The 21,328-nt window shown below is 69.2% G+C and carries 17 protein-coding genes; 4 read left to right on the plus strand and 13 right to left on the minus strand.

Features of this window, described 5'->3' with window-relative positions; translation table 11 throughout:
* Positions 1 to 224: 224 nt before the first annotated feature.
* Entirely contained in the window at positions 225 to 839 is a 615-nt protein-coding gene (locus BS329_RS43260; protein ID WP_158075746.1) for a hypothetical protein, read from the plus strand.
* 23 nt (positions 840 to 862) lie between these two features.
* Here the strand turns inward: BS329_RS43260 and BS329_RS02810 are convergent, their stop codons facing one another.
* Genes BS329_RS02810 through kdpF form a run of 6 tightly spaced genes read right to left on the minus strand, consistent with a single transcriptional unit; the run spans position 863 to position 8,620 of the window.
* Positions 863 to 1,564 (minus strand): response regulator, encoded by a 702-nt coding sequence (locus tag BS329_RS02810; protein WP_076155389.1) that lies wholly within the window; start codon positions 1,562 to 1,564, stop codon positions 863 to 865.
* Positions 1,561 to 4,146, minus strand: coding sequence for a sensor histidine kinase (locus BS329_RS02815; protein ID WP_076155391.1), 2,586 nt, complete (start codon positions 4,144 to 4,146; stop codon positions 1,561 to 1,563). The genes BS329_RS02810 and BS329_RS02815 overlap by 4 nt, the downstream gene beginning before the upstream one ends.
* Positions 4,147 to 4,151: 5 nt before the next feature.
* Positions 4,152 to 4,763, minus strand: a complete 612-nt coding sequence (locus BS329_RS02820; RefSeq protein ID WP_076155393.1) for a potassium-transporting ATPase subunit C — start codon at positions 4,761 to 4,763, stop codon at positions 4,152 to 4,154.
* Positions 4,764 to 4,767: 4 nt separating this feature from the next.
* Positions 4,768 to 6,861, minus strand: a complete 2,094-nt coding sequence (gene kdpB / locus BS329_RS02825; RefSeq protein ID WP_076155395.1) for a potassium-transporting ATPase subunit KdpB — start codon at positions 6,859 to 6,861, stop codon at positions 4,768 to 4,770.
* Complete coding sequence (gene kdpA / locus BS329_RS02830; RefSeq protein WP_076155396.1) at positions 6,858 to 8,519, minus strand: potassium-transporting ATPase subunit KdpA; 1,662 nt, start codon at positions 8,517 to 8,519, stop codon at positions 6,858 to 6,860. The genes kdpB and kdpA overlap by 4 nt, the downstream gene beginning before the upstream one ends.
* Positions 8,519 to 8,620 (minus strand): K(+)-transporting ATPase subunit F, encoded by a 102-nt coding sequence (gene kdpF, locus BS329_RS02835; protein ID WP_076155398.1) that lies wholly within the window; start codon positions 8,618 to 8,620, stop codon positions 8,519 to 8,521. Before kdpF ends, kdpA begins: the two co-directional genes overlap by 1 nt.
* Positions 8,621 to 8,964: 344 nt before the next feature.
* Here kdpF and asnB point away from each other — a divergent pair, with 344 nt between their 5' ends.
* Complete coding sequence (asnB, locus tag BS329_RS02840) at positions 8,965 to 10,797, plus strand: asparagine synthase (glutamine-hydrolyzing) (protein WP_076155400.1); 1,833 nt, start codon at positions 8,965 to 8,967, stop codon at positions 10,795 to 10,797.
* A gap of 22 nt (positions 10,798 to 10,819) precedes the next feature.
* Here the strand turns inward: asnB and BS329_RS02845 are convergent, their stop codons facing one another.
* Genes BS329_RS02845 through BS329_RS02860 form a run of 4 tightly spaced genes read right to left on the minus strand, consistent with a single transcriptional unit; the run spans position 10,820 to position 13,816 of the window.
* Complete coding sequence (locus BS329_RS02845) at positions 10,820 to 11,740, minus strand: ABC transporter permease (protein WP_076155402.1); 921 nt, start codon at positions 11,738 to 11,740, stop codon at positions 10,820 to 10,822.
* Positions 11,741 to 11,753: 13 nt separating this feature from the next.
* Positions 11,754 to 12,551 carry an ABC transporter permease gene (locus BS329_RS02850; protein ID WP_076155403.1) on the minus strand — a complete coding sequence of 266 codons (798 nt, stop codon included), beginning with the start codon at positions 12,549 to 12,551 and terminating at the stop codon, positions 11,754 to 11,756.
* Between the two features lie 9 nt (positions 12,552 to 12,560).
* Positions 12,561 to 13,424 (minus strand): ABC transporter ATP-binding protein, encoded by an 864-nt coding sequence (locus tag BS329_RS02855; protein ID WP_076155405.1) that lies wholly within the window; start codon positions 13,422 to 13,424, stop codon positions 12,561 to 12,563.
* Complete coding sequence (locus BS329_RS02860) at positions 13,421 to 13,816, minus strand: GntR family transcriptional regulator (protein WP_076155407.1); 396 nt, start codon at positions 13,814 to 13,816, stop codon at positions 13,421 to 13,423. The genes BS329_RS02855 and BS329_RS02860 overlap by 4 nt, the downstream gene beginning before the upstream one ends.
* 455 nt (positions 13,817 to 14,271) lie before the next feature.
* Here BS329_RS02860 and BS329_RS02865 point away from each other — a divergent pair, with 455 nt between their 5' ends.
* Positions 14,272 to 17,253 (plus strand): AfsR/SARP family transcriptional regulator, encoded by a 2,982-nt coding sequence (locus BS329_RS02865; RefSeq protein WP_076155408.1) that lies wholly within the window; start codon positions 14,272 to 14,274, stop codon positions 17,251 to 17,253.
* Here the strand turns inward: BS329_RS02865 and BS329_RS02870 are convergent.
* The 3 genes from BS329_RS02870 to BS329_RS02880 form a co-directional block, all read right to left on the minus strand.
* The gene (locus BS329_RS02870; RefSeq protein ID WP_076155410.1) at positions 17,250 to 17,774 is read right to left on the minus strand and encodes a VirB8 family type IV secretion system protein; all 525 of its coding nucleotides are present in this window, start codon (positions 17,772 to 17,774) and stop codon (positions 17,250 to 17,252) included. The genes BS329_RS02865 and BS329_RS02870 overlap by 4 nt on opposite strands.
* 517 nt (positions 17,775 to 18,291) lie before the next feature.
* Positions 18,292 to 19,293, minus strand: a complete 1,002-nt coding sequence (locus BS329_RS02875; protein ID WP_076155412.1) for a Gfo/Idh/MocA family protein — start codon at positions 19,291 to 19,293, stop codon at positions 18,292 to 18,294.
* 4 nt (positions 19,294 to 19,297) lie between these two features.
* Positions 19,298 to 20,302: a LacI family DNA-binding transcriptional regulator gene (locus BS329_RS02880; protein ID WP_076155413.1), complete on the minus strand. Its 1,005-nt coding sequence runs from the start codon at positions 20,300 to 20,302 to the stop codon at positions 19,298 to 19,300.
* Between the two features lie 106 nt (positions 20,303 to 20,408).
* Between BS329_RS02880 and BS329_RS02885 the strand changes: the two genes are divergently transcribed.
* Entirely contained in the window at positions 20,409 to 21,308 is a 900-nt protein-coding gene (locus BS329_RS02885) for a sugar phosphate isomerase/epimerase family protein (protein ID WP_076155415.1), read from the plus strand.
* Positions 21,309 to 21,328: the final 20 nt, after the last annotated feature.

Consider the following 21,328-nt stretch of genomic DNA (forward strand, 5'->3'; position numbering starts at 1 on the left):
GCACCATGTGTATGAACGCGGAGGGTGAACACAACGTTCGCTGTCGTTCGCGGACGGTGAGGCGGCGGTGATAATCTCCGCGCCGGGTCCCCACTTGGGCTACTCGCCCGGGTAGCCGGAGACGGCACGGTGTTGTTCGGCCGCTGTCGCCTCAACTCCCCGAAGTCCCCCATCCGAGGAGCCAGCACATGCCCCGTCCCGACGGGTCTGAATCGAGCGCACGCGTGTCTGTGGCACCCCCGCGCGGTGCCACCGGCAAGCTCAACCGCGCTGGCTACGCCGTACTCGGCGTCGGCGGCCTCGTGGTGGCGACGGCCTTCGCCGCGATCGCCGAACTGGCGGGCCCCGGCGTCTCCACCACCGCGGGCGGCACCGGCTTCCCCGGCGGACAGGGCACCTCCCCCGCCGGTGTCCAGCTGGTCCCGGGCAACGCCGTTCCCGGCGGCCCGATGACCGTCAGCGGCTCGCCGATCCCCGGCGCGCCCTCCGGCTCCACCCCGCCGCCGACCACGGTGACGTCGGTCGGGCCGGACGGCAAGGAGACGACGAGCGTCATCACGCCGCCGCCCCCGCCCCCGGCGCCGAACCCGAACCCCGGCCCGGGTCCCGGCCCAGGGCCGAACCCGGATCCTTCGCCGACGAAGCTGCCGCCCTCCTCTACGAAGACGACGCCGCCGACCACGCCTCCGCCCACCACGACACCGAAGCCCTCGACCGAGAACCCGCCGACGACAACCACCACCGGCGGTGGCGGCTCCAGCTCCAGCGGCGCCCCGGACTCGTCGCCGGGCCGGTTCGGTGTCTCCGGTACCGACACGTCCACGAGCGCGGCTCGGTAGGCCTCACCGCACGAACACCGCGCTCACATCTCGAAGCGGTACCCCATCCCCGGTTCCGTCAGCAGGTGCCGCGGCCGCGAGGGTTCCGGTTCCAGCTTCCGCCGCAGCTGCGCCAGGTACACCCGCAGGTAGTGCGACTCGGTCTCGTAGGACGGACCCCACACCTCGTGCAGCAGCTGTTTCTGCGCCACCAGACGGCCGCGGTTGCGCACCAGCAGTTCCAGCACGCCCCATTCGGTCTTGGTGAGGTGCACTTCCTTGCCGTCGCGGCGTACCTTCTTGGCCGCCAGGTCGATGCGGAACGATCCCGTGTCCACCACCGCTTCCACACCGTCCACACTGGACGCCGCCGAACGCCGCACGGCGGCACGGAGCCGCGCCAGCAGTTCGTCCATGCCGAAGGGTTTGGTGACGTAGTCGTCGGCGCCGGCGTCGAGCGCCTGCACCTTGTCGGCGGAGTCGCCGCGCGCGGACAGCACGATGATCGGCACCGTCGTCCAGCCGCGGAGCCCGGCGATCACCTCGGTGCCGTCGAGATCGGGCAGGCCGAGGTCGAGCACGACGACGTCGGGTTTGGTTTCGGCGACGGCCTTCAGCGCGGCCGTCCCGTCGTGCGCGGTGATCACCTTGTAGCCGCGCGCGGAAAGGTTGATCCGCAGGGCTCGCACGATCTGCGGTTCGTCGTCCACGACCAAGACGGTCGCCGACGCGGTTTCGGCGCTCATCGCACTCGCTCCTCCTCTTCGTTTTCAAGGCCCTCGTCGTCAAAAGCGAGGAGGTTCTTTTCCGGATCCTGACCACCATGAGCGGGCAGCGAGATGACGACGGTGAGTCCGCCGCCGGGCGTGTCCTCCGCCCGGATCCGCCCGCCCATCGCCTCGGTGAACCCCTTGGCGACCGAAAGCCCCAGTCCCACGCCGGGCACGCTGTCCCGGTCTCCCCCGAGCCGCTGGAAGGGCGCGAAAGCCGAGTCCGCGGTGCCCTTCTTCAGGCCTCGCCCGTGGTCGATGATGCGTAGTTCGACGTGCTCCGAATGCGTGCTGGCGCGGGCGGAGACCGGCTCGCCGGACACCCCGTGCCGCAGCGCGTTGTCGATCACGTTCGCCACGACCCGTTCCAGCAGGCCTGGATCGGCGCACACCGACGGCAGCCGCGAGTCGATCGCGACCACGACCGAATCCGAGTTGTCCACATTGGACAGGGCGTGCGAGACGACCTCGTCGTAGCCGACCGGACGCAGGTGCGGGCGGACCGCGCCGGTCGCCAGGCGGGAGGAGTCGAGCAGGTTGTCGATCAGCCCCGCGAGCCGGTCGGCCGACTCCTCGATCGCCTCCAGCAGCTCGTCCGTGTCCTCTTCGGACAGTGAGATGTCGGTCGCGCGCAGGCTGCCGATGGCCGCTTTGATGGACGTCAGCGGCGTGCGGAGGTCGTGTCCGACGGCCGACAGCAACGCGGTGCGCAGTTCGGTCGCCTCGGCCTTGCGTTCGGCGCGGACGGCCGCCTTCGCCGTCCGCTGCTGCCGCAGCGCGAGCAGCGCCTGCCCGGCCACGGCTTCCAGCACTCCCCGGTCGGACGCGGGCAGCGCGCGGCCGCGCAGCGTCAGATGGACGTCGGCGGTGACCGCGATGTCGGAGTCGGCCTGATCCGGATCGGCACAGGGATCCGAGCCCGCGCTCGCCACGCGCTTCCACTTCCCGTCCCGCTTTTCCAGCAGGGTCGCCGAAGTCATCCCGAAGTTCTCGCGGACCTTCTCCAGCAGCCGCTCGATCGGGTTGGTGTGCGTGAGCACGGTCCGCGCGTAGGAGGCAAGCAGTGCCGCCTCGGTGCGTGCCCGCGCGGCCTGGGTCGCGCGCCGGGCGGCGGTGTCGACGACCGCCGCGACGAGGATCGCCACGAGCACCATCGCGACCAGCGTGATGACGTTCCGCGGTTCGTGGACGGTCAGGTTGTACAGCGGCGGGGTGAAGAAGAAGTTCAGCAACCCGGCGGAGAACACCGCCGCGAGCAGCGCGGGCCCGAGCCCGCCCACGAGCGCGACCAGCACCGTCGCGAGGACGTAGTCGACGACGTCGGTGGAGAAGTCCAGTTGATCCCGCAGCAGGACACCGAGCAGCGTCGCCAGCGCGGGCAGCACCAGCGAGAGCGCCCAGCCGCTCAGGCGGCGTGATGGCGTCAAAGGGCTCCGGCTGAACCGGGCACGCAGCCGTCCGCCCGCTTGGGCGTGCGTGACCATGTGAACGTCGATCGGGCCGGACCGCTGGACCACGGCCGCGCCGATGCCCTCGTCGAACAGCCGCGCGACCCGCGAACGCCGCGAAGTCCCCACGACCAGCTGGGTCGCGTTCACCCCGCGCGCGAAGTCGAGCAGCGCCGTCGGCACGTCGTCGCCGACGACGGTGTGGAAGGTCGCGCCGACCTCTTCGGTCAGCTTCCGGTACTTGCCGACCGCCGTCGGCCCCATCCCGGCCAGTCCGTCCCCGCGCAGGATGTGCAGCACCTGCAGTTCGGCGCCCGCGCGGTTCGCGATCCGGCTCGCGCGGCGGATCAGCGTCTCGCTCTCCGGGCCGCCGGTGATGGACACGACCACCCGTTCGCGGGCTTCCCACGTGTCGGTGATCTTCTGCTCGGCCCGGTACCGCTGGAGTGCGACGTCCACCTGGTCGGCGACCCACAGCAGCGCCAGCTCTCGCAGCGCCGTCAGGTTGCCTGGCCGGAAGTAGTTCCCCAGCGCCGCGTCGATCCGCTCGGCCGGGTAGACGTTGCCGTGCGCCAGTCGCCGCCGCAGTGCCTCTGGCGTGATGTCGACCAGCTCCAGCTGCTCGGCCCGGCGCACGACCTCGTCGGGCACCGTCTCCTGCTGGGTGACCCCGGTGATGCGCTCGACGACGTCGTTGAGGCTCTGGAGATGCTGGACGTTGACCGTGGAGAGGACGTCGATCCCGGCGGCGAGCAGTTCGTCGATGTCCTGCCAGCGCTTCTCGTTGCGCGAGCCCGGCACGTTGGTGTGCGCGAGTTCGTCCACGACGGCGACCTCGGGGGCGCGGGCCAGCAGCGCGTCGAGGTCCATCTCCTCGAATTCGCGGTCCCGGTGGCCGGACCGGCGGCGCGGGACGATCTCGAGGCCTTCGAGGAGTTCCGCGGTCTTCTTGCGGCCGTGCGTCTCGACCAGCCCGACGACCACGTCGGTGCCCCGGTCGAGGCGGCGGCGCGCCTCGCCGAGCATCGCGAAGGTCTTCCCCACCCCGGGGGCCGCGCCGAGGTAGATCCTCAGCTCACCTCGGCGCGGCTTGGTCGTGTTCTCGTCCACGCTTGTCAGTGTGCTCCTCCGGCCGCGTCGCGCACGGCCAAGTTGACCTTCAGCACATCGACGCCCGGCACACCGATCCCGGCGCCGCTCGTGTTCTCCGCCACGAGCTGCCGGACCTTCTCCGCCGGCAGGCCGGTGTTCCTGGCCACACGAGCGGTCTGGAGGTCGGCGTAGGCGACGCTGATCGCCGGATCCATCCCCGATCCCGACGTCGTCACCGCGTCGGCGGGCACCTGCGACTCCTGGACACCTTCACGGGCGGCGATCAGCTTCTTGCGCTCGCCGATGGCCGCGACCAGGTCCTCGTTGTACGGGCCCTTGTTCGACGCGCCGGACGACGACGGGTCGCCGGGGCCGAGCGCGTCCTTCGACCCCGCGGACGGGCGGTTGTGGAACCAGGGGTCCTTGGCCGGATCGGCCGCGACCGGGTCGACCCCGAGCAGCGACGAGCCGACGGCCTGCCCGTCCTGGGTGACGATCGACCCTTCGGCGTTGCCTTCCAGCCCGGGGATCCGCGAGACCGCCCACACGCCGAGCGGGTAGACGACACCCAGCAGGACCGTGAAGACGAGCAGGACACGCAGCCCGGCGAGGGTCTGCTTCAGCAGTGTGTTCATGGCTTTACCCGATTCCAGGGATGAGACGGACGAGCAGGTCGATCAGCCAGATCCCGAGGAACGGGCTGACGATGCCGCCGAGGCCGTAGACCAGCAGGTTCCGGCGAAGCAGCGCCGAAGCCGAGGACGGCTTGTACCGGACGCCGCGCAGGGCGAGCGGGATCAGCCCGACGATGATCAGGGCGTTGAAGATGACCGCCGACAGGATCGCGGACTTCGGCGTCGCCAGCTGCATGATGTTGAGCGCGCCGAGCTGGGCGAAGATGCCGGTGAACATCGCGGGCAGGATGGCGAAGTACTTCGCGAGGTCGTTGGCGACGCTGAACGTGGTCAGCGCGCCGCGGGTGATCAGCAACTGCTTGCCGATCTCCACGATCTCGATCAGTTTCGTCGGGTCGGAGTCGAGGTCCACCATGTTCCCCGCCTCCTTGGCGGCGGAGGTCCCGGTGTTCATCGCGACGCCGACGTCGGACTGCGCCAGCGCGGGGGCGTCGTTGGTGCCGTCGCCGGTCATCGCGACCAGCCGCCCGCCCTCCTGCTCCTTCTTGATCAGCGCCATCTTGTCTTCGGGCTTGGCCTCGGCCAGGTAGTCGTCGACACCCGCGTCCCGCGCGATCGCCTTGGCCGTCAGCGGGTTGTCCCCGGTGATCATGACGGTCTTGATCCCCATCGCGCGGAGCTGGACGAACCGCTCCTTCATCCCGGGTTTGACCACATCGGACAGCCGGATCACACCGCGCACGAAGGCTTTCGCGCCGTCGTACTCCGCGACCACCAGCGGGGTCCCGCCCTGCTGGCTGATCTCGTCCACGACGCGCTCGGTCTCGTCCGGCATGTCGCCGCCGCGTTCGCGGACCCAGGTCCGCACCGACCCGGCCGCGCCTTTACGGACCTGGCGCTCGCCGACGTCGATGCCGCTCATCCGTGTCTGCGCGGTGAACTCCACGAAGTCCGCGAGCTTCTCGGCGTCGGACGCCGTCTCCGCGAGACCGTGCTCACGGGCGACGAGTTCGACGATGCTGCGGCCTTCCGGCGTGCCGTCGGCGAGGCTGGACAGCCGGGCCGCCCTGGCGATGTCGTCCACAGTGGACGTTCCGACCGGGATCAGCCCGGTGGCCTTGCGGTTGCCGAAGGTGATCGTGCCCGTCTTGTCCAGCAAGAGGGTCGAGACGTCGCCCGCGGCTTCCACCGCGCGACCGCTCGTCGCGAGTACGTTGCGCTGCACCAGCCGGTCCATGCCCGCGATACCGATCGCGGACAACAGCGCGCCGATCGTCGTCGGGATCAGGCAGACCAGCAACGCGGTCAGCACGATCACGGACTGCTGGCTGCCGGAGTAACCGGCCATCGGCTGCAGTGCCACGACGGCGAGCATGAAGATGATCGTCAGCGTCGAGAGCAGGATGGTCAGCGCGATCTCGTTCGGCGTCTTCTGCCGGGAAGCGCCTTCCACCAACGCGATCATGCGATCCACGAAGGACTCTCCGGGTTTGGTGGCGATCTTCACGACGACCCGGTCCGAAAGCACCGTCGTCCCGCCGGTCACCGCGCACCGGTCGCCGCCCGATTCGCGGATGACCGGGGCCGACTCGCCGGTGATGGCCGATTCGTCGACGGTCGCGATGCCTTCGACGACGTCGCCGTCGCCGGGGATGACCTGTCCGGCCTCGACGACCACGAGGTCGCCGACGCGCAGGTCGACACCCGGCACGTTCTCCTCGTCGCCGTCCTCGGTGAGGCGGCGCGCGACGGTTTCCTTCTTGCTGCGGCGCAGGGTTTCCGCCTGCGCCTTGCCCCGGCCTTCCGCGACGGCCTCGGCGAGGTTCGCGAACAGGACGGTGAACCACAGCCAGATCGCGATGAGAATGGTGAACACGCTCGGGTCGGTGACGGCGAAGACCGTCGTCAGCGCCGAGCCCACCCACACCACGAACATGACCGGGTTGGCCAGCTGATGCTTGGGGTTCAGCTTGCGCAGCGCCTCCGGGAGGGAGGTCAGGAGCTGCCTGGGGCTGAAGATTCCCGCGCCGACCCGGCCGGTGTTCTCCACATGGTGCTGGGTTGCTTCTTCCGGAGTGCGTTCCTGAGTGACGGTCATGCGAGTGCCTCTGCGATGGGCCCGAGCGCGAGCGCCGGGATGAAGGTGAGGGCCGCGACGAGCACGATCGTGCCCGCCAGCAACGTGGCGAAGAGCGGTCCGGTGGTGGGCAGCGTGCCCGCGGTCTCCGGGACCTTCCGTTGCGAGGCAAGGGATCCGGCCAGGCAGAGCACGGCGATGATCGGGATGAACCGGCCGAGCAGCATCGCCACCGACAGCGAGGACTGGAACCAGTCGTTCGTCGCGGTGAGCCCGCCGAACGCGCTGCCGTTGTTGTTGCCCGCCGACGCGTAGGCGTAGAGGACCTCGGAAAGGCCGTGCGCGCCCGAGTTCGTCATGGCGGCCGGGGTGCCGGCCAGCATGAGCGCGATGCCGGAGCCGAGCAGTACCACCGTCGGCATCGCGAGCATGGAGACCGCCGCGCAGGTGACCTCGCGTTTGCCGAGCTTCTTCCCCAGGTATTCGGGTGTCCGGCCGACCATCAGCCCGGCGAGGAACATCGCGATCACGGCCATCACGAGGATGCCGTAGAGACCGGTTCCGACGCCTCCCGGCGAGATCTCGCCCAGCAGCATGTTGAGCAGGGCTCCGCCGCCACCGAGTCCGCTGTAGCTGTCGTGCATGCTGTTGACCGCGCCGGTCGAGGTGCCGGTGGTCGCGTTGGCGAACAGTGAACTCAGGCCGATACCGAAGCGCTGTTCCTTGCCCTCCAGGTTCGCCCCGGCGGCCAGCGACGCCGGTCCGCTCGCGTGGGCTTCGGACAGCCAGGTCACCGTGAGCATCGCGGTGAAGAGCCCGGCCATCACCGAAAGCAGGACGTGACCCTGCCGCGTGTTGCCGACGAGCTTGCCGAACGTGCGGGTGAGCGAGACCGGGATGACCAGGATCAGGAAGATCTCGATCAGGTTGGTCCAGGCGTTCGGGTTCTCGAACGGATGCGAGGAGTTGGCGTTGAAGATGCCACCACCGTTGGTGCCGAGTTCCTTGATGGCCTCTTGGCTCGCGGCGGGCGCGAGCGCGATCTTGCTCGTGCTGCCGTCCGGGTTGAGGACGTCGACACCGCTCTTGAGGCTCTGCACGACGCCGAGCGCGATCAGCACGATCGCGGCCACGAAGGCGATCGGCAGCAGGATCCGGATCGTGCCGCGCGTCAGGTCCACCCAGAAGTTACCGAGGCGGTCGGTCTTCGAGCGGACGAAGCCGCGGACGACCGCGACGGCGACCGAAAGCCCGACGGCCGCGGACAGGAAGTTCTGCACGGTCAAGCCGGCCATCTGCACGAAGTGACCCATGGTCGCTTCGGGGCTGTAGGACTGCCAGTTCGTGTTGGTCACGAAGCTGACGGCGGTGTTGAAGGCGACCGCCGGTGAGACCGGTTCCTTGCCGAGGCTCCACGGCAGGATCGCCTGGAGCCGCTGAAGCAGGTACAGGAGGACGACGGAGACGAACGAGAAGCCGATCACGGCGGACGCGTAGGTCTTCCAGTGCTGTTCCGATCCGGGGTTCACCCGGAAGAGGCGGTACAGGCCGCGTTCGGCCTTGGTGTGCTTCTCCGTCGAGAAGACGCGCGCCATGTAGTCGCCGAGTGGCCGGTAGACCGCGGCGAGCGCGACGAGCAGGAGGCCGGCCTGCAGGAGACCGGCCGCGGTGTCTGACATCAGAATTTCTCCGGCCTGACCAGTGCGATGAACAAATAGACGAGCAGCCCCAGCGCCAGCAGTCCGCCGACGACGTTGGCAGGAGTTCCCGTGCCGGTCACAGCTTTTCCAGACCGCGAAGGGTCAGGGCGAGAACCACGAATACGCCGATCAGGAGCACGGCGTAGAGCAAGTCGGCCACGAGGCACCTCTCAGGACAGGTCACCCCATCGGTGACCAGGACTCCGCAACAGTGCGCCGCGTGGAGTCGTCCACGACCTCGGCCTGACGGCCTCTTGATGCCCCGATCGGGTGCCTTTACGACTTCTTGATGCCCGGTGACGTGTCCCACAGACGGTGACGCACTGCGGACGGAGCGTGCAATTCGGGCAGACAAGCCGAGCGAAGCGTGTTACACCAGTGTTACAAGTAGTTGTATGTGCTAACTAATCACCGGGAGGTAGCGATGTGCGGAATCGCAGGGTGGGTCTCCTTCGACACGGATCTCACGCAACGCCGGGAGATCGTCGACGCGATGACCGAGACCATGGCGTGCCGCGGTCCTGACGACTCGGGTACCTGGGTCCGGCCCAAGGTGGCGCTGGGCCACCGCCGTCTCGCGATCATCGACCTGCCCGGCGGCAGGCAGCCGATGGCCGAGGCGGGCCTGGCCGCCATGGTCTACAGCGGCGAGGCGTACAACTTCACCGAACTGCGCGCCGAACTTTCCCGGCGGGGCCACGGATTCGAGACCGACAGCGACACGGAGGTCGTGCTCCACGGCTACCTGGAGTGGGGCGACGAGGTCGTCGATCACCTCAACGGGATGTACGCCTTCGCGATCTGGGACGAGCGCGACGAGAAGCTCGTGATGATCCGCGACCGCATGGGCATCAAGCCGTTCTACTACTACCCGACCCCGGACGGCGTCCTCTTCGGCTCCGAACCGAAGGCGATCCTCGCCAACCCCTTGGCGCGCAAGGTTGTCGACACCGACGGCCTGCGCGAGCTGATGTCGATGACCAAGACGCCGGGCTGGTCGCTGTGGAAGGGCATGCACGAGGTCGGGCCGGGCACGATCGTCACCGTCGACCGTTCCGGGATCGGCACCCGGACGTACTGGAAGCTGGACGCGAAGCAGCACACGGACGACCAGGAGACCACGGTCGAACGGGTCCGCGAACTGATGACCGACATCGTGCACCGTCAGCTGATCGCCGACGTGCCCCGCTGCGTCCTGCTGTCGGGCGGGCTCGATTCCAGCGCCGTCACCGGTCTCGCCGCGGCGCGGCTGGCCGAACAGGGTGAGCGGCTGCGCACTTTCTCGGTCGATTTCCTCGGCCAGGAAGAGAACTTCAAACCGGACGAGGTGCGGGACACCCCCGACTCGCCGTTCATCCGCGACGTCGCGGACCTGGTCGGTTCCGAGCACAAGGACGTCATGCTCAACCCGGCCGAACTCAGCGATCCGGAGGTGCGCCGCAAGGTGCTGACCGCGCGGGACATCCCGGCCGGGCTCGGCGACATGGACACCTCGCTGTACCTGCTGTTCAAGGCGATCCGCGCGGAATCCACGGTCGCGTTGTCCGGCGAGTCGGCCGACGAGGTGTTCGGTGGATACCGCTGGTTCCACGACGAGGCCGCGGTGAACTCGGGAACGTTCCCCTGGCTCGCGTTCCGCATGGGGATGACGAGTGAACGGGGCGCCCTGCTGCGCGAGGACGTCCGGAACAGGCTGGACCTGCCCGGCTACATCGCCGACCAGTACAGCACCGCCGTCGCCGGAGTCGAGTACCTCGACGGCGAGAGCGAGCAGGAACGGAAGATGCGGACCGTCTGCAACCTCCACCTGAGCCGCTTCGTGCGGATGCTGCTGGACCGCAAGGACCGGGCGTCGATGGCCGTCGGGCTCGAGGTGCGAGTGCCGTTCTGTGATCACCGACTGGTCGAGTACGTCTACAACACGCCGTGGTCGCTGAAGACGTTCGACGGCAGGGAAAAGAGCCTGCTGCGGCACGCCACGAAGCATGTCCTGCCCGCGTCGGTGCGTGACCGGGTCAAGAGCCCGTATCCGTCCACTCAGGACCCCGGCTACGCGGCGGCGTTGCAGCAGCAGGCCAAGGAGGCCCTGAGCGAACGGGACAACCCGGTGTTCTCACTGGTGGACCGCGACTGGCTGCACCGGGCGTCCGAAGTGGACCCGGCGACGATGCCCTCGGTCCAGCGCACCGGGATCGACCGCGCGCTGGATCTTCACCACTGGTTCGACCTGTACCAGCCCGAACTTCAGCTCGACTGAGTTTTCCCGGTCCGCCGTCGTCTCAGCGACGGCGGCGGACCGTTCCCCCGGCCGCGACACCCCCGAGTACCGCGGTCGCGGCGAGCAGGATGCCCGCCTCGGTCCACTGGAACCGCCAGAACCGGCTGAGAGGCTGATAGACGGTGAAGTCCTGATAGCCCGCCGCCCGCGCGCACGCGCTCTTCCCCAGCCCGAGCGGGCAACCGGGGACGTCGTCCAGCGTGCTCATTTCGCGCCCGTCCGGCGCGACCCTGCCCGTCTCGACGATCAGAGCACCCTTCGCGGCCGGATCCGGGCCGGTCGTGCGCACCGGCTCGGCGTAATGCGGCCGCAGGAACAGCAAGACGATCGAAGCCGCGACGAACACCGCGACCGTGATCGCGATGGCGGGCAAGGTCTTGCGCGTCAGCACCCCGGCCGCCGCACCGAGGGTGAAGGCGAACAGCCACCAGGCGGCGGGCGCGACCCCGACCGCGCCGAAGTAGGACGTCTCGGTGAAGGTCTCCGCCTTGCCGGGGAACATTTCCAGCCAGCTGCCGAACACCTGCCCCCATACGAGCCCGGCCAGCATCGCACATCCGGCGAGGACACCGAATTTGACGGCCAGCCAGTGCCCGCGGCCGACCGACTGCGTCCACGCGAGCTGATGGGTGTTGCGCTCGTACTCCCTGGCGAGCAGCGGCGCGCCCCAGAAGACGCCCGCCGGCAAGGGAACGAACGGCACCATCGCGATCAGCGGGTAGATCTTCTGGTAGAGGTCCTCCAGTCCCGCGTCGTACTCGCGGCACGGGACGCCGCCTCCGTAGCAGTACGAGGAGGTCTTGCCGTTCGAGGCGTCGATGGCGACCTGCCCGGACAAGAACAGGACGCCGCCGAGCACGGCCAGGAACCCCAGGGTGACGAGCAACTGGGTGCGGTGCTGCCGCCAGGTGAGCCAGAGCAAGAACGAGTCCTTCCTAGGAGCGGCGTCGGATGGCGAAGGCCGCGGCCGCGGCGAGCAGGATCGAGACACCCGCCAGGATCGCGGCTTCGGTCCATTGGAAACGCCAGTACCAGTCCGGCGGCAGGATCTTGAGCGCGGTGACCTCGCCCGCGGCGTCCGTGACCATTTCGAGGACCCGGCCACCGGGACCCTGGTCGCCGAAGCCCATGGCAACGAGTTTCGGCTCCGCGTAGAGGTCACGGACATTGGCGATGCCGATCATCAAGCCCACGGTCACCGCGATGGTGACGGCGATGGCCGGGAGGGTTTTGCGGATGAGCGCGCCCGCGGCGGTGCCGAGGACGAAGCCGAAGAGCCACCACGCGCCGGGCGCGACACCGGTCATCGCGAACAGGACGGGATTGTCGAAGCGGCTGGTGAAGGCGGTGTCACCGCGATCGGTGGGGAAGACCTCCACCCAGCGCTGCATCATCGTGCCGAACGCGAGACCGCCCAGTGTGGCGAGAACGGCGAGGAACCCCAGTTTCACGCCGAGCCAGCGGAATCGTGAGATCGACTGGGTCCAGGCGAGTTTCGTGGTGCCACGTTCGTATTCCGCGGCGACCAGCGGGGCACCCCAGAAGACCCCGATCGCCACCGGGACGACCTGCAACCAGGAGAGATAGGTGTACAGATCCGCGAACAGACTCGCCGGGTCCGGACTGTCCGCCGCCGCGTTCCCGTTGACCAGCAACAGGATTCCGACGGCGACGAGCAGCGCCGCCGTGACCAGCAGCTGCATGCGATGCTGACGGTAGGTGAGCCAGAGCATCGTTCCCCCTTATGCCGAAGCCAGTGTCGGACGCGGCAGGCTCGCGGACTCGGGCCGCCGCAGGTAGGCCAGCACCAGTTCCTCCAGGTTCACCGGCCGATCAGTCCACTGTGGACTTAGTGGGACCGGTGGGGTGCGGGCGAAGACGGTCGCCTGCCTGCCCGCGCGAGCCTCGTCGACGACGGCGACGCGTTTGGCCAGCGCGTCGGCCTCCTCCACGGGCCCGGAAAGGATCCGGTGCCCGGCGACGAGTTCGTCGATGTCGCCGCTGACCTGGACGCGGCCACCGTTGAGGACGATCAGCCAGTCGCAGGTGTTCTCCAGATCGGAGACGACGTGCGAGGAGAGCAGGACGGTCATGCCGGTTTCGGCGACCGCTTCCATCAGCCCGCGCATGACCTCGTGGCGGGCCAGTGGGTCGAGGTTGGCGAGCGGCTCGTCGAGTACCAGGAGTTCCGGGCGTTTCGCGAGCGCGAGGGTGAGCGCGACCTGCGCGCGCTGGCCACCGGACAGCTTGCCGACCTTGTGCTTCACCGGAAGTCCGAGCGAATCGATGCGCTTGAGCGCGAACTCGTCGTCCCAGCCGGGGTTGAGGCGCCTGCCGAACTTCAGCATCTCGGCGATGCTGAAGCCGGGGTACAACGGCTTGTCCTGCGCCAGGAACGCGGTGGCGCCCGAAACCGAGACCGAGCCGAGGGTCGCGTCGAGCAGCCCGACGGCCAAGTGCAGGAAGGTCGTCTTGCCGGCGCCGTTCGGCCCGACCAGCGCGACGACGCGTCCTTTCGGGACGGACAGGGAGCAGTCACGCAGCGCCCACTTGCGACGGTAACGCTTGCCGAGGCCGGTCGCCTCGATGGCGGGTTCACCGATCATGCCGTCCGCTCCCCTCGAAAGCCATCGACCACCACTGAGGTGAACAACGCCTCGACGTCTTCCTGATCCAGCCCCGATTCCCGCGCGTCGCGGACCCAGGCCCCCAAGCTCTTCCGCAACCGTGTGTGCTCCGCGAACGAAGCGCCTCCGAGCGTCTTCTGCACGAAGGTGCCGAGGCCCGGCTTTCCTTCGACGAGCCCTTCGCGCTCCAGCTCGCGATAGGCCTTGAGGACGGTGTTGGGGTTGATCGCCAGCTCGGCGACCACCTCCTTCGCCGTCGGCAGCCGGTCCCCCGGCTCCAGCAGTCCCAGCCGGAGCGCGGTTTTGACCTGCTGGACGAGCTGGACGTACGTCGCGACGCCCGAGCCCTTGTCCAGGTGGAAGGTGACCACTTGCAACACCCTTTCACTAATTAAGTAGTGAAAGGGTGCAATGCGGCGGGCGTGCCTGTCAAGGCGACGAACGCAATTAGTCCTCTGAACGCGATGGGTCCTGGCATGGGCGAGCCCATCCCGGCCCGCCCAGCCATCCCCAGGACGTCGCCTTGAGACGGCGACGAGAAGAACCCCAGCCCCAGTCACGAAGAAGTGCCAGTTCGACGACACGGGGGGAAGACGTCGAGCTGGCACTACCCCCAACCCCCACCGCCGTCAGAAGGCGGTGTCTGTGCGAGGTGCAGGTGTCCACCGTCGTACCGGAACCGAATGGGGGGTCCTGCCCGTCTTGTTGGTTGGGCACGGTTCCGGCGACGGGTCCTCGGTGGACACTCCGCAAGGATCACGGCGTCCGGATGCAGGGCGCTTGCACTACGCTTGCAGGCTCTGACGACGTGGGCGGAGGTGGCCGGGTGGAGTTCCGCGTCCTCGGCGCCGTCGAGGCGTGGGCCGACGGCGGCCCGGTCGATCTCGGCTCGCCCAAACAACGGCTCGTACTGGCGGTTCTCCTGCTGGAAGCGGGTAAGCCGGTGCCGCGTGACCGGATCATCGACCTGCTCTGGCCGGAAGCGCCGCCCGCGAGTGCCCGGAACACCGTTCAAGCGCTGGTGTCCCGGCTGCGGGCGGTGTTCCGCGGCGCGGGCGGGCCGGAGATCGTCTCCGAGGGGACCCGCTACCTGCTCAAGGTCGAGCCGCGCCAGGTCGACCTGCACCGCTTCACCGAGCTGACGACGCGAGCCCGCGAAGCCGACGACGAGACCGCCGTGGAACTCCTGGACGAGGCGCTCGGGTTGTGGCGCGGAGAGGCGCTGTCCGATGTCGTGACCGGCGAGGTCGCCCAGCGTCTCCGCGGCGGCATGAACGAGGCACGCTGGACGGCGCTGGAGGATCGCGCCGAGGCCCGGTTGCGACTCGGTCGCGGCCGTCAGGTCATCGCGGAGCTGACCGAACTGGTCGCCGCGCATCCCCTGCGACAGCGGTTCGTCGGGCAGCTCATGGTCGCGCTGCACCGCGAAGGCCGCACCGACGACGCTCTCGAGGCTTTCCGCGCCTTGAGGGACCGGCTCGGTACCGAACTGGGCCTCGACCCCTCCCCCGAGCTGCGGAAACTCGAAATCGCCATCCTCGCCGCCGATCCCGCGCTGGACCCCGCGACGACTTCGGCCAAAGCCGAGCCGGTCCGCCCGGCGCAGCTGCCGCACGACGTCCGCGGCTTCGCCGGGCGGGCGGCCGAGCTGGAACGGCTCGACGAGGCGACCCGTCACGCGGGCGAGGGCACCGACATCTGGGTGATCAGCGGGACCGCCGGCGTCGGCAAGACGGCGCTCGCGGTCCGCTGGGCGCACCGCGTCCGCGACGCGTTCCCCGACGGCCAGCTCTACCTCGACCTGCGCGGTTTCGACCCGGATCACGAACCGCTCACCCCGGCGGTGGCGCTCACGCAGCTTCTCCAGGCGCTCGGCACCGCGCCCAAGGCCATCCCGCCGGACACCGACACCCGCGCGGCGCTGCTCCGTTCCCTCCTCGCCGACAAACGGGTCCTCCTGGTCCTCGACAACGTGCGCGACACCGGCCAGGTGCTGCCGCTGCTGCCGCCGTCGGGCACCGCCCTGGTCACCAGCCGTCAGCGGCTCGGCGACCTCATCGCCCGCACCGGCGCCCGCGCGCTCCCGCTGTCCGTCCTCCCGGCCGAAGACGCGCGGCATCTGCTGGAAGCCGTGCTCGGCAGCGAAACCGTCGCCGCCGAGGCCGTCGCGGCGGCGGAGCTGGCCCGGCTGTGCGGGCATCTCCCGCTCGCCCTCCGGATCGCGGCGGCCAACCTCGGCGCGAGCGGCGAACCCGAGATCGCCGAACTCGCCCGCGAGCTGGCCGGTGGCGACCCACTGGCGGAACTGACCGTCGACGGTGCCGAGGAAAGTGCGGTGACCACGGCGTTCGGCGTCTCCTACCGGGCGCTTCCCGAAGAACACCGCCTGCTGTTCCGGCGGCTCGCGCTGGTCCCCGGCCAGACGTTCACCGCCTCCGCCGCCCAGGCACTGACCGGTGCGAAGCGGGGCAACCAGCTGCTCAAGGCGCTCGCCGCGGCCCATCTGATCGAGCGCTACACGCCGGGGCGCTACCGGTTCCACGACCTGCTCCGCAGTTTCGCGGCGGGCCGCACGCTTTCGGAGGACACGAAGTCCGAACGCGACACCGCGCAGAGGCGGCTCTTCGAGCACTACCTGACCACCTCCGACGCCGCGGGCCGCGTCCTCATCCCGCATTTCCTGCGCCTTCCGCGCGAAGAACCGGAAGACGAGCCCTTCGCCGACACCGAGGAGGCGCTGGCCTGGCTGGACGCCGAGTGGCCGAACCTCGCCGCCGCGGTCGAGCAGAGTGCCGAACACGGCCCGCCCGAGTTCTCCTGGCACCTCGCAGACGCGCTCCGTGCCTTCTTCCACCAGCGCGGCCATCACGCGGAATGGATCGACACCGCGTCGACCGCGCTCAAGGCCGCCCGCCGCAGCGGCGCCGGACAGGCACAAGCGGCGATGCACCTGAGCATCGCGCTCGCCTGCGTCAACAGCGGCCGCTACGACGAAGCGCGCGAACACCTCGCCAGCGCCTTGCGCGGAGACCTCCTCGACGGCTGGGACGCCGGCCGTGCGGCCGTGCTCAACAACCTGAGCGCGGTGCACCAGCGCCTCGGCGACCCGCAGGAGGCGATCCGTTGCGGGCTGGAATCCCTGCGGTTGTGCGAAGAACTGAACATGCCCGCCATCTCGATGGCGTTGGCGAACCTCGGTTTCCCGTACTGGCAGACGGGTCAGCTCGACGAGGCCCTCGCCCACTTCACCCGCGCGCTCACCGTCGCCGAACGGGACGGTGCCCGGTTCAGCGTCGCGGTGCTGCTGGTCGACCTCGGCAACGTGCACCGTGATCTCGGGCTGCTCGACGAGGCCTACGACTTCTACACCCGCGCGCTCGCGGCCAACCGCGAACTCGGCTACACCTACGGCGAGGCGACGGCCCTGTCCGGCAGGGCCGTGCTCGAAAGCAGGCGCGACCCGAGCGAGCAGAACCGCGCGGACGCGCTCGAAGCCGTCGAACTCACCCGCAAGATCGGTGACCGGGGGACCGAGGCCTGGACCGTCGTCGGGCTCGGCGAAGTCTGCCTGCGGCTCGGCCTGCCCGAGGAAGCCGCCGAACACCACCGGCTCGCGTTGTCGATCGCGCGGACGACCAGCTTCTTCTGGTGTGCGGCGGCCGCGCGGACCGGACTCGCGGAAACCCTGCTGGAATTGGAAAAGCTCGAAGAGGCCAGGACACACGGTGAGCTGGCTCAGGAACTCGCCGCGCGCTCTGGTTACCGGCTCGTGGAGGAACGCGCGAAGCTGATCCTGGACAAGCTCTAGCCACGCGCCTTCTCGTACGACCAGACGCTGCCGGCGATCAGTGCCACGCTCGCCGTCAGGACGGCGAAGATGACCGCCAGCGCGATGGCGACACCGTTACTCTTGTCGAAGCTGAAGATCCACTTGAGCTGAGCGCCGAGAGGTGTGCCCCACACCAGCGGTGCCGCGACGACCATCGCCACCGCGGACAGCGCGCACAGCCCGCACAAGGTCCACGCGCCGGAAATTCTCCGGGCGAACGTGAATCCCGCCGCGACCACCAGCGCCCCGGAGCTGATGACGCCGAAGACCACATTCTGCACCTCCACGCCGGACCAGTGACCAGCCCCGCCGGCGTGAACGACGTTGTAGAGCACGAACCAGACGAGCATGGCGGCGGTGAGCAACGCCAGGACGCCGGCGATCATCGCCGCCGCGGCGTTCGCCCTCGGCTTCGGCCTGGGCGTCGGCACCCCCGGCGCGCCACCCCACGGCGCGGGTCCGCCCGGAGGAAACCCGGGCTGCGGTGAATTCGGCTGCATCCGCACTCCTCGCGCGTTCCGGCGGCACGACCCTGCCGCCCGTCATGATCACCGTAGTGACAGGGCGAGCGAAGTGGCCGGCTGTGGCAGGAAGCTGCCTTCGCCCTGTGCCTCGTGAGCGGTAGGGGTGTCTTAGGTGCCTACCGCGTGCGCGGGTGGCGATCTCGCGTGATCAGCGGGACAACTCGCGTGCCTGGATGGACGACACGCGTGTCCAGAGGGACGACACGCCGCGTAGCCCGGCCGCGGCGTGTCGTCCATCCAGTCACACGTGACGTCCATCCAGTCACACGTGTCGTCCGGTATCGGGGTCTCGGGGGTGGCGACTCGGGCTAGGGCCAAGGGTGTCTTAGGTGCCTACTGGATTCCGGGTGGCCAGTTGGCCGTGTCGCGAAAGCCACTTTCGGGACATCAGGTGTCCCGAAAGTGGCTTTCGCGACACCCGGGGGAGGGTGGCGGCCGTGCTTAACGCTCAAGTCACGCTTCGGGCGGGGGACCTCACACGAGAGCGGGTGTTTCAGGCGCGTACGTCGTCCACTCGGACTGGGCGGCGTTCGCGACGGGAGACTTCGCACGCCTCGGCGATGTAGAACGCCTCCAGGGCATCCGCCGCTCCGCAGGGGCTCGGCGCCCGACCGGCGGCGACCTCCAGGAACGTCTTCAACTCGCTGACGTACGCGGGCCGGAAGCGTTCCATGAACCCGGGGTAAGCGGGTCCTGGCAACGGCTGGACGCCGGGTTCCACCGAGGTCAGCGGCGCGCGATCGTCCAGGCCCACCACGGCGTTTCCGGCCGAGCCGAGCACTTCCAGGCGGACGTCGTAGCCCGCGCCGTTGTACCGGGTCAGGGAGACCACCGCCAGGGTCCCGTCGTCCAGGGTCAGTGTCGCGGCGGCGGTGTCGACGTCTCCGGCGTCGACGAAGAACCGTTCGCCCTTGTTCGCTCCGACGGCGTAGACCTCGACGACCTCGCGGCCGCTGACGAACCGGACGACGTCGAAGTCGTGCACACCGCAGTCGCGGAACAGGCCGCCGGAGTGCGCGACGTACTCCGCGGGCGGCGGAGCCGGGTCCAGGGTGGTCGCGCGCAAAGTGTGCAGCCAGCCCAGTTCGCCCGACGCGACAGCGGCCTGAGCGGCCGCGTAGCCCGCGTCGAACCTGCGCTGGAAACCGATCTGCACCGGCACGTCCGAACCGGTGATCTTGTCGATCACGGCGAGCGTGCCGGGGATGTCGGCGGCGACCGGTTTCTCGCAGAACACCGGGATGCCCGCGTCGACGGCCCGGAGGATCAGTTCCGGATGCGCGTCCGTCGCCGCCGCGATCACCAGACCGTCCAAAGAGGACGCGAAGAGCGAGGGGATGTCCACCGCGGCTTCGACGCCGAGTTTCGCCGCGGCCGCCTGGGCCCGCCCGGCGTCGACGTCGCCGACGATCACGGACGAAACCTCGTCGAAGCTCTTCAAGGTCTCGGCGTGCGAAGTACCGATCCGGCCGGTACCAGCGAGTCCCAACCTCATGTGGTCACCTTTCTGGAGCGGCGGTGGTCGAACGGACCACCAGCGACGGGTGCAGCAGATGCCGGACGGATTCGGCGCGTTCACCCCGGACCCGTTCGAGCAGCGCTTCGACGGCCAGCCGTCCCATTTCCGTGCGCGGCTGGTCCACAGTGGTCAGTGAGAGATGCCGCAGCGCGGCCAGCGAAGTGTTGTCGTAGCCGACCACGGAAACGTCCTCCGGAACCCGCAGGCCCGCCTCCTCCAGCGCGGAAATCGCACCGACGGCGTTGAAATCGTTGCCCGCCAGCAAAGCCGTCGGCAGGCCCGTCCGCGGGTGGTCGCCGAGCAGCTCGTGGACGGCCTTCTCCCCCGCGGTGTCGGTGTGTTCGCTGTGCACGATGACCGGGTGCAACCGATGGCGCCGCATGGCCTGCTGGTAGCCGCGGCGCCGGGCGGCCGCACCGGCCGCGAGTCCACCGTCCAGATGGGCGATCTTCCGGTGTCCCAAGGAAACCAAGTGCTCGACGGCGAGCGCGGCACCCGCCTCGCCGTCGTCGTTCACCGTGTCCACGCCCGGCGTACGCGAGGTGCGCGACACCAGGACGACGGGACATCGCGCGGCCGCTTCCTCGATCGCCGATGCCGGCACCACCGGCGACAGCAGGATCACCCCGGCGGGCCGGAAGGACAGCAGACTCCGCAGGGCCGCCCGTTCGCGCGCGGGGCTGCGGCCGCCGGTGTTGAGGATCGAGTGGAATCCGGCCGCTTCGGCCGCCGCGTCGAGACCTTCCACGACATCGGCGAAGAACGCGTTGCGGAGATCGGAGACCATCACGCCGAGGACGGTCGACGTCCGGCTGGCCAGCGACCTGGCCATCGCGTGCGGCTCGTAGCCCAGTTCGTGCGCCGCGCACAGCACCCTTGTCCGGCGCTCGTCGGACACGTTCGGCGCGTTCCGCATCACCAAGGACACGAGCGCGCGGGAAACCCCCGCTTTCGCGGCGACGTCCTCCATCGTCGGTCGTGCCATTTTCCGAGCCTCCCCCTGCCCTTGACTTTGCTGTGACGGACGTTACAAGATTAGAGCGCTCTAATCAATAGAGCGCTCCAACCCCGATCCCTCCCGGAGGCCGCCGATGACAGTGCCGACATCCCGGATCCGCATCGCCGCCGCCCCGATCTCCTGGGGCGTGTGCGAAGTCCCCGACTGGGGTCGCGTGCTCGGCGCGGGAACCGTGCTGGGGGAAATGGCGGAGCTGGGGATGCGCGCGACCGAACTCGGCCCTCCCGGTTACCTGCCGCGCGAACCGGCCGCGCTGCGCGCGCTGCTCGGCGGGTACGGGCTCGGCCTGGTCGGCGGCTTCCTCGCGGTCGTGCTGCACGAGAACCTGGAGGCCGCGCTCGCCGAAGCGGAGGACTCCGCCGCGTTGTTCGCCGCGTGCGGCGGCGACCTGCTCGTTCTGGCCGCCGCGACCGGGCTCGACGGCTACGAAGACCGGCCGAAGCTGAGCGAAGCCGAATGGGCGACTCTGATCGAAACTTCCGGCAGGATCAGGGAAATCGCGGCGCGGCACGGCCTTCGCACCGTGCTACATCCGCACGTCGGGACGCATGTGGAAACCGAGGAAGAGGTCGAGCGTTTCCTCGCCGATTCCGATCTCCCGCTCTGCCTGGACACCGGGCATCTGCTGATCGGCGGCACCGACCCGGTCGCGCTGGCCGAACGCCACCCCGAGCGGATCGGTCACCTGCACCTCAAAGACGTACGCGGCGAACTCGCCGAGGAAGTCCGTGCCGGAAGCCTTCCCTACGCCGAAGCGGTAGGCAAAGGTTTGTATGTCCCGCTCGGCGACGGGGACGTCGACATCGAAGCGATGGTCAGGTTCGTCCACGAAGCGGGCTACGACGGGTGGTACGTGCTGGAACAGGACACCGCGCTGGGCGAGCGGAGCCCGGAAGATCTGCCGAAGCGGGACGTGGCCAGGAGCCTGGCCCATCTCGACGGAATCGTCAGCCGGCTCCCGGCTGCCAGGTAACGGAAGAAGCGAGGAGAGAC

It is taken from the genome of Amycolatopsis coloradensis, assembly GCF_001953865.1.
GTDB lineage: Bacteria > Actinomycetota > Actinomycetes > Mycobacteriales > Pseudonocardiaceae > Amycolatopsis > Amycolatopsis coloradensis.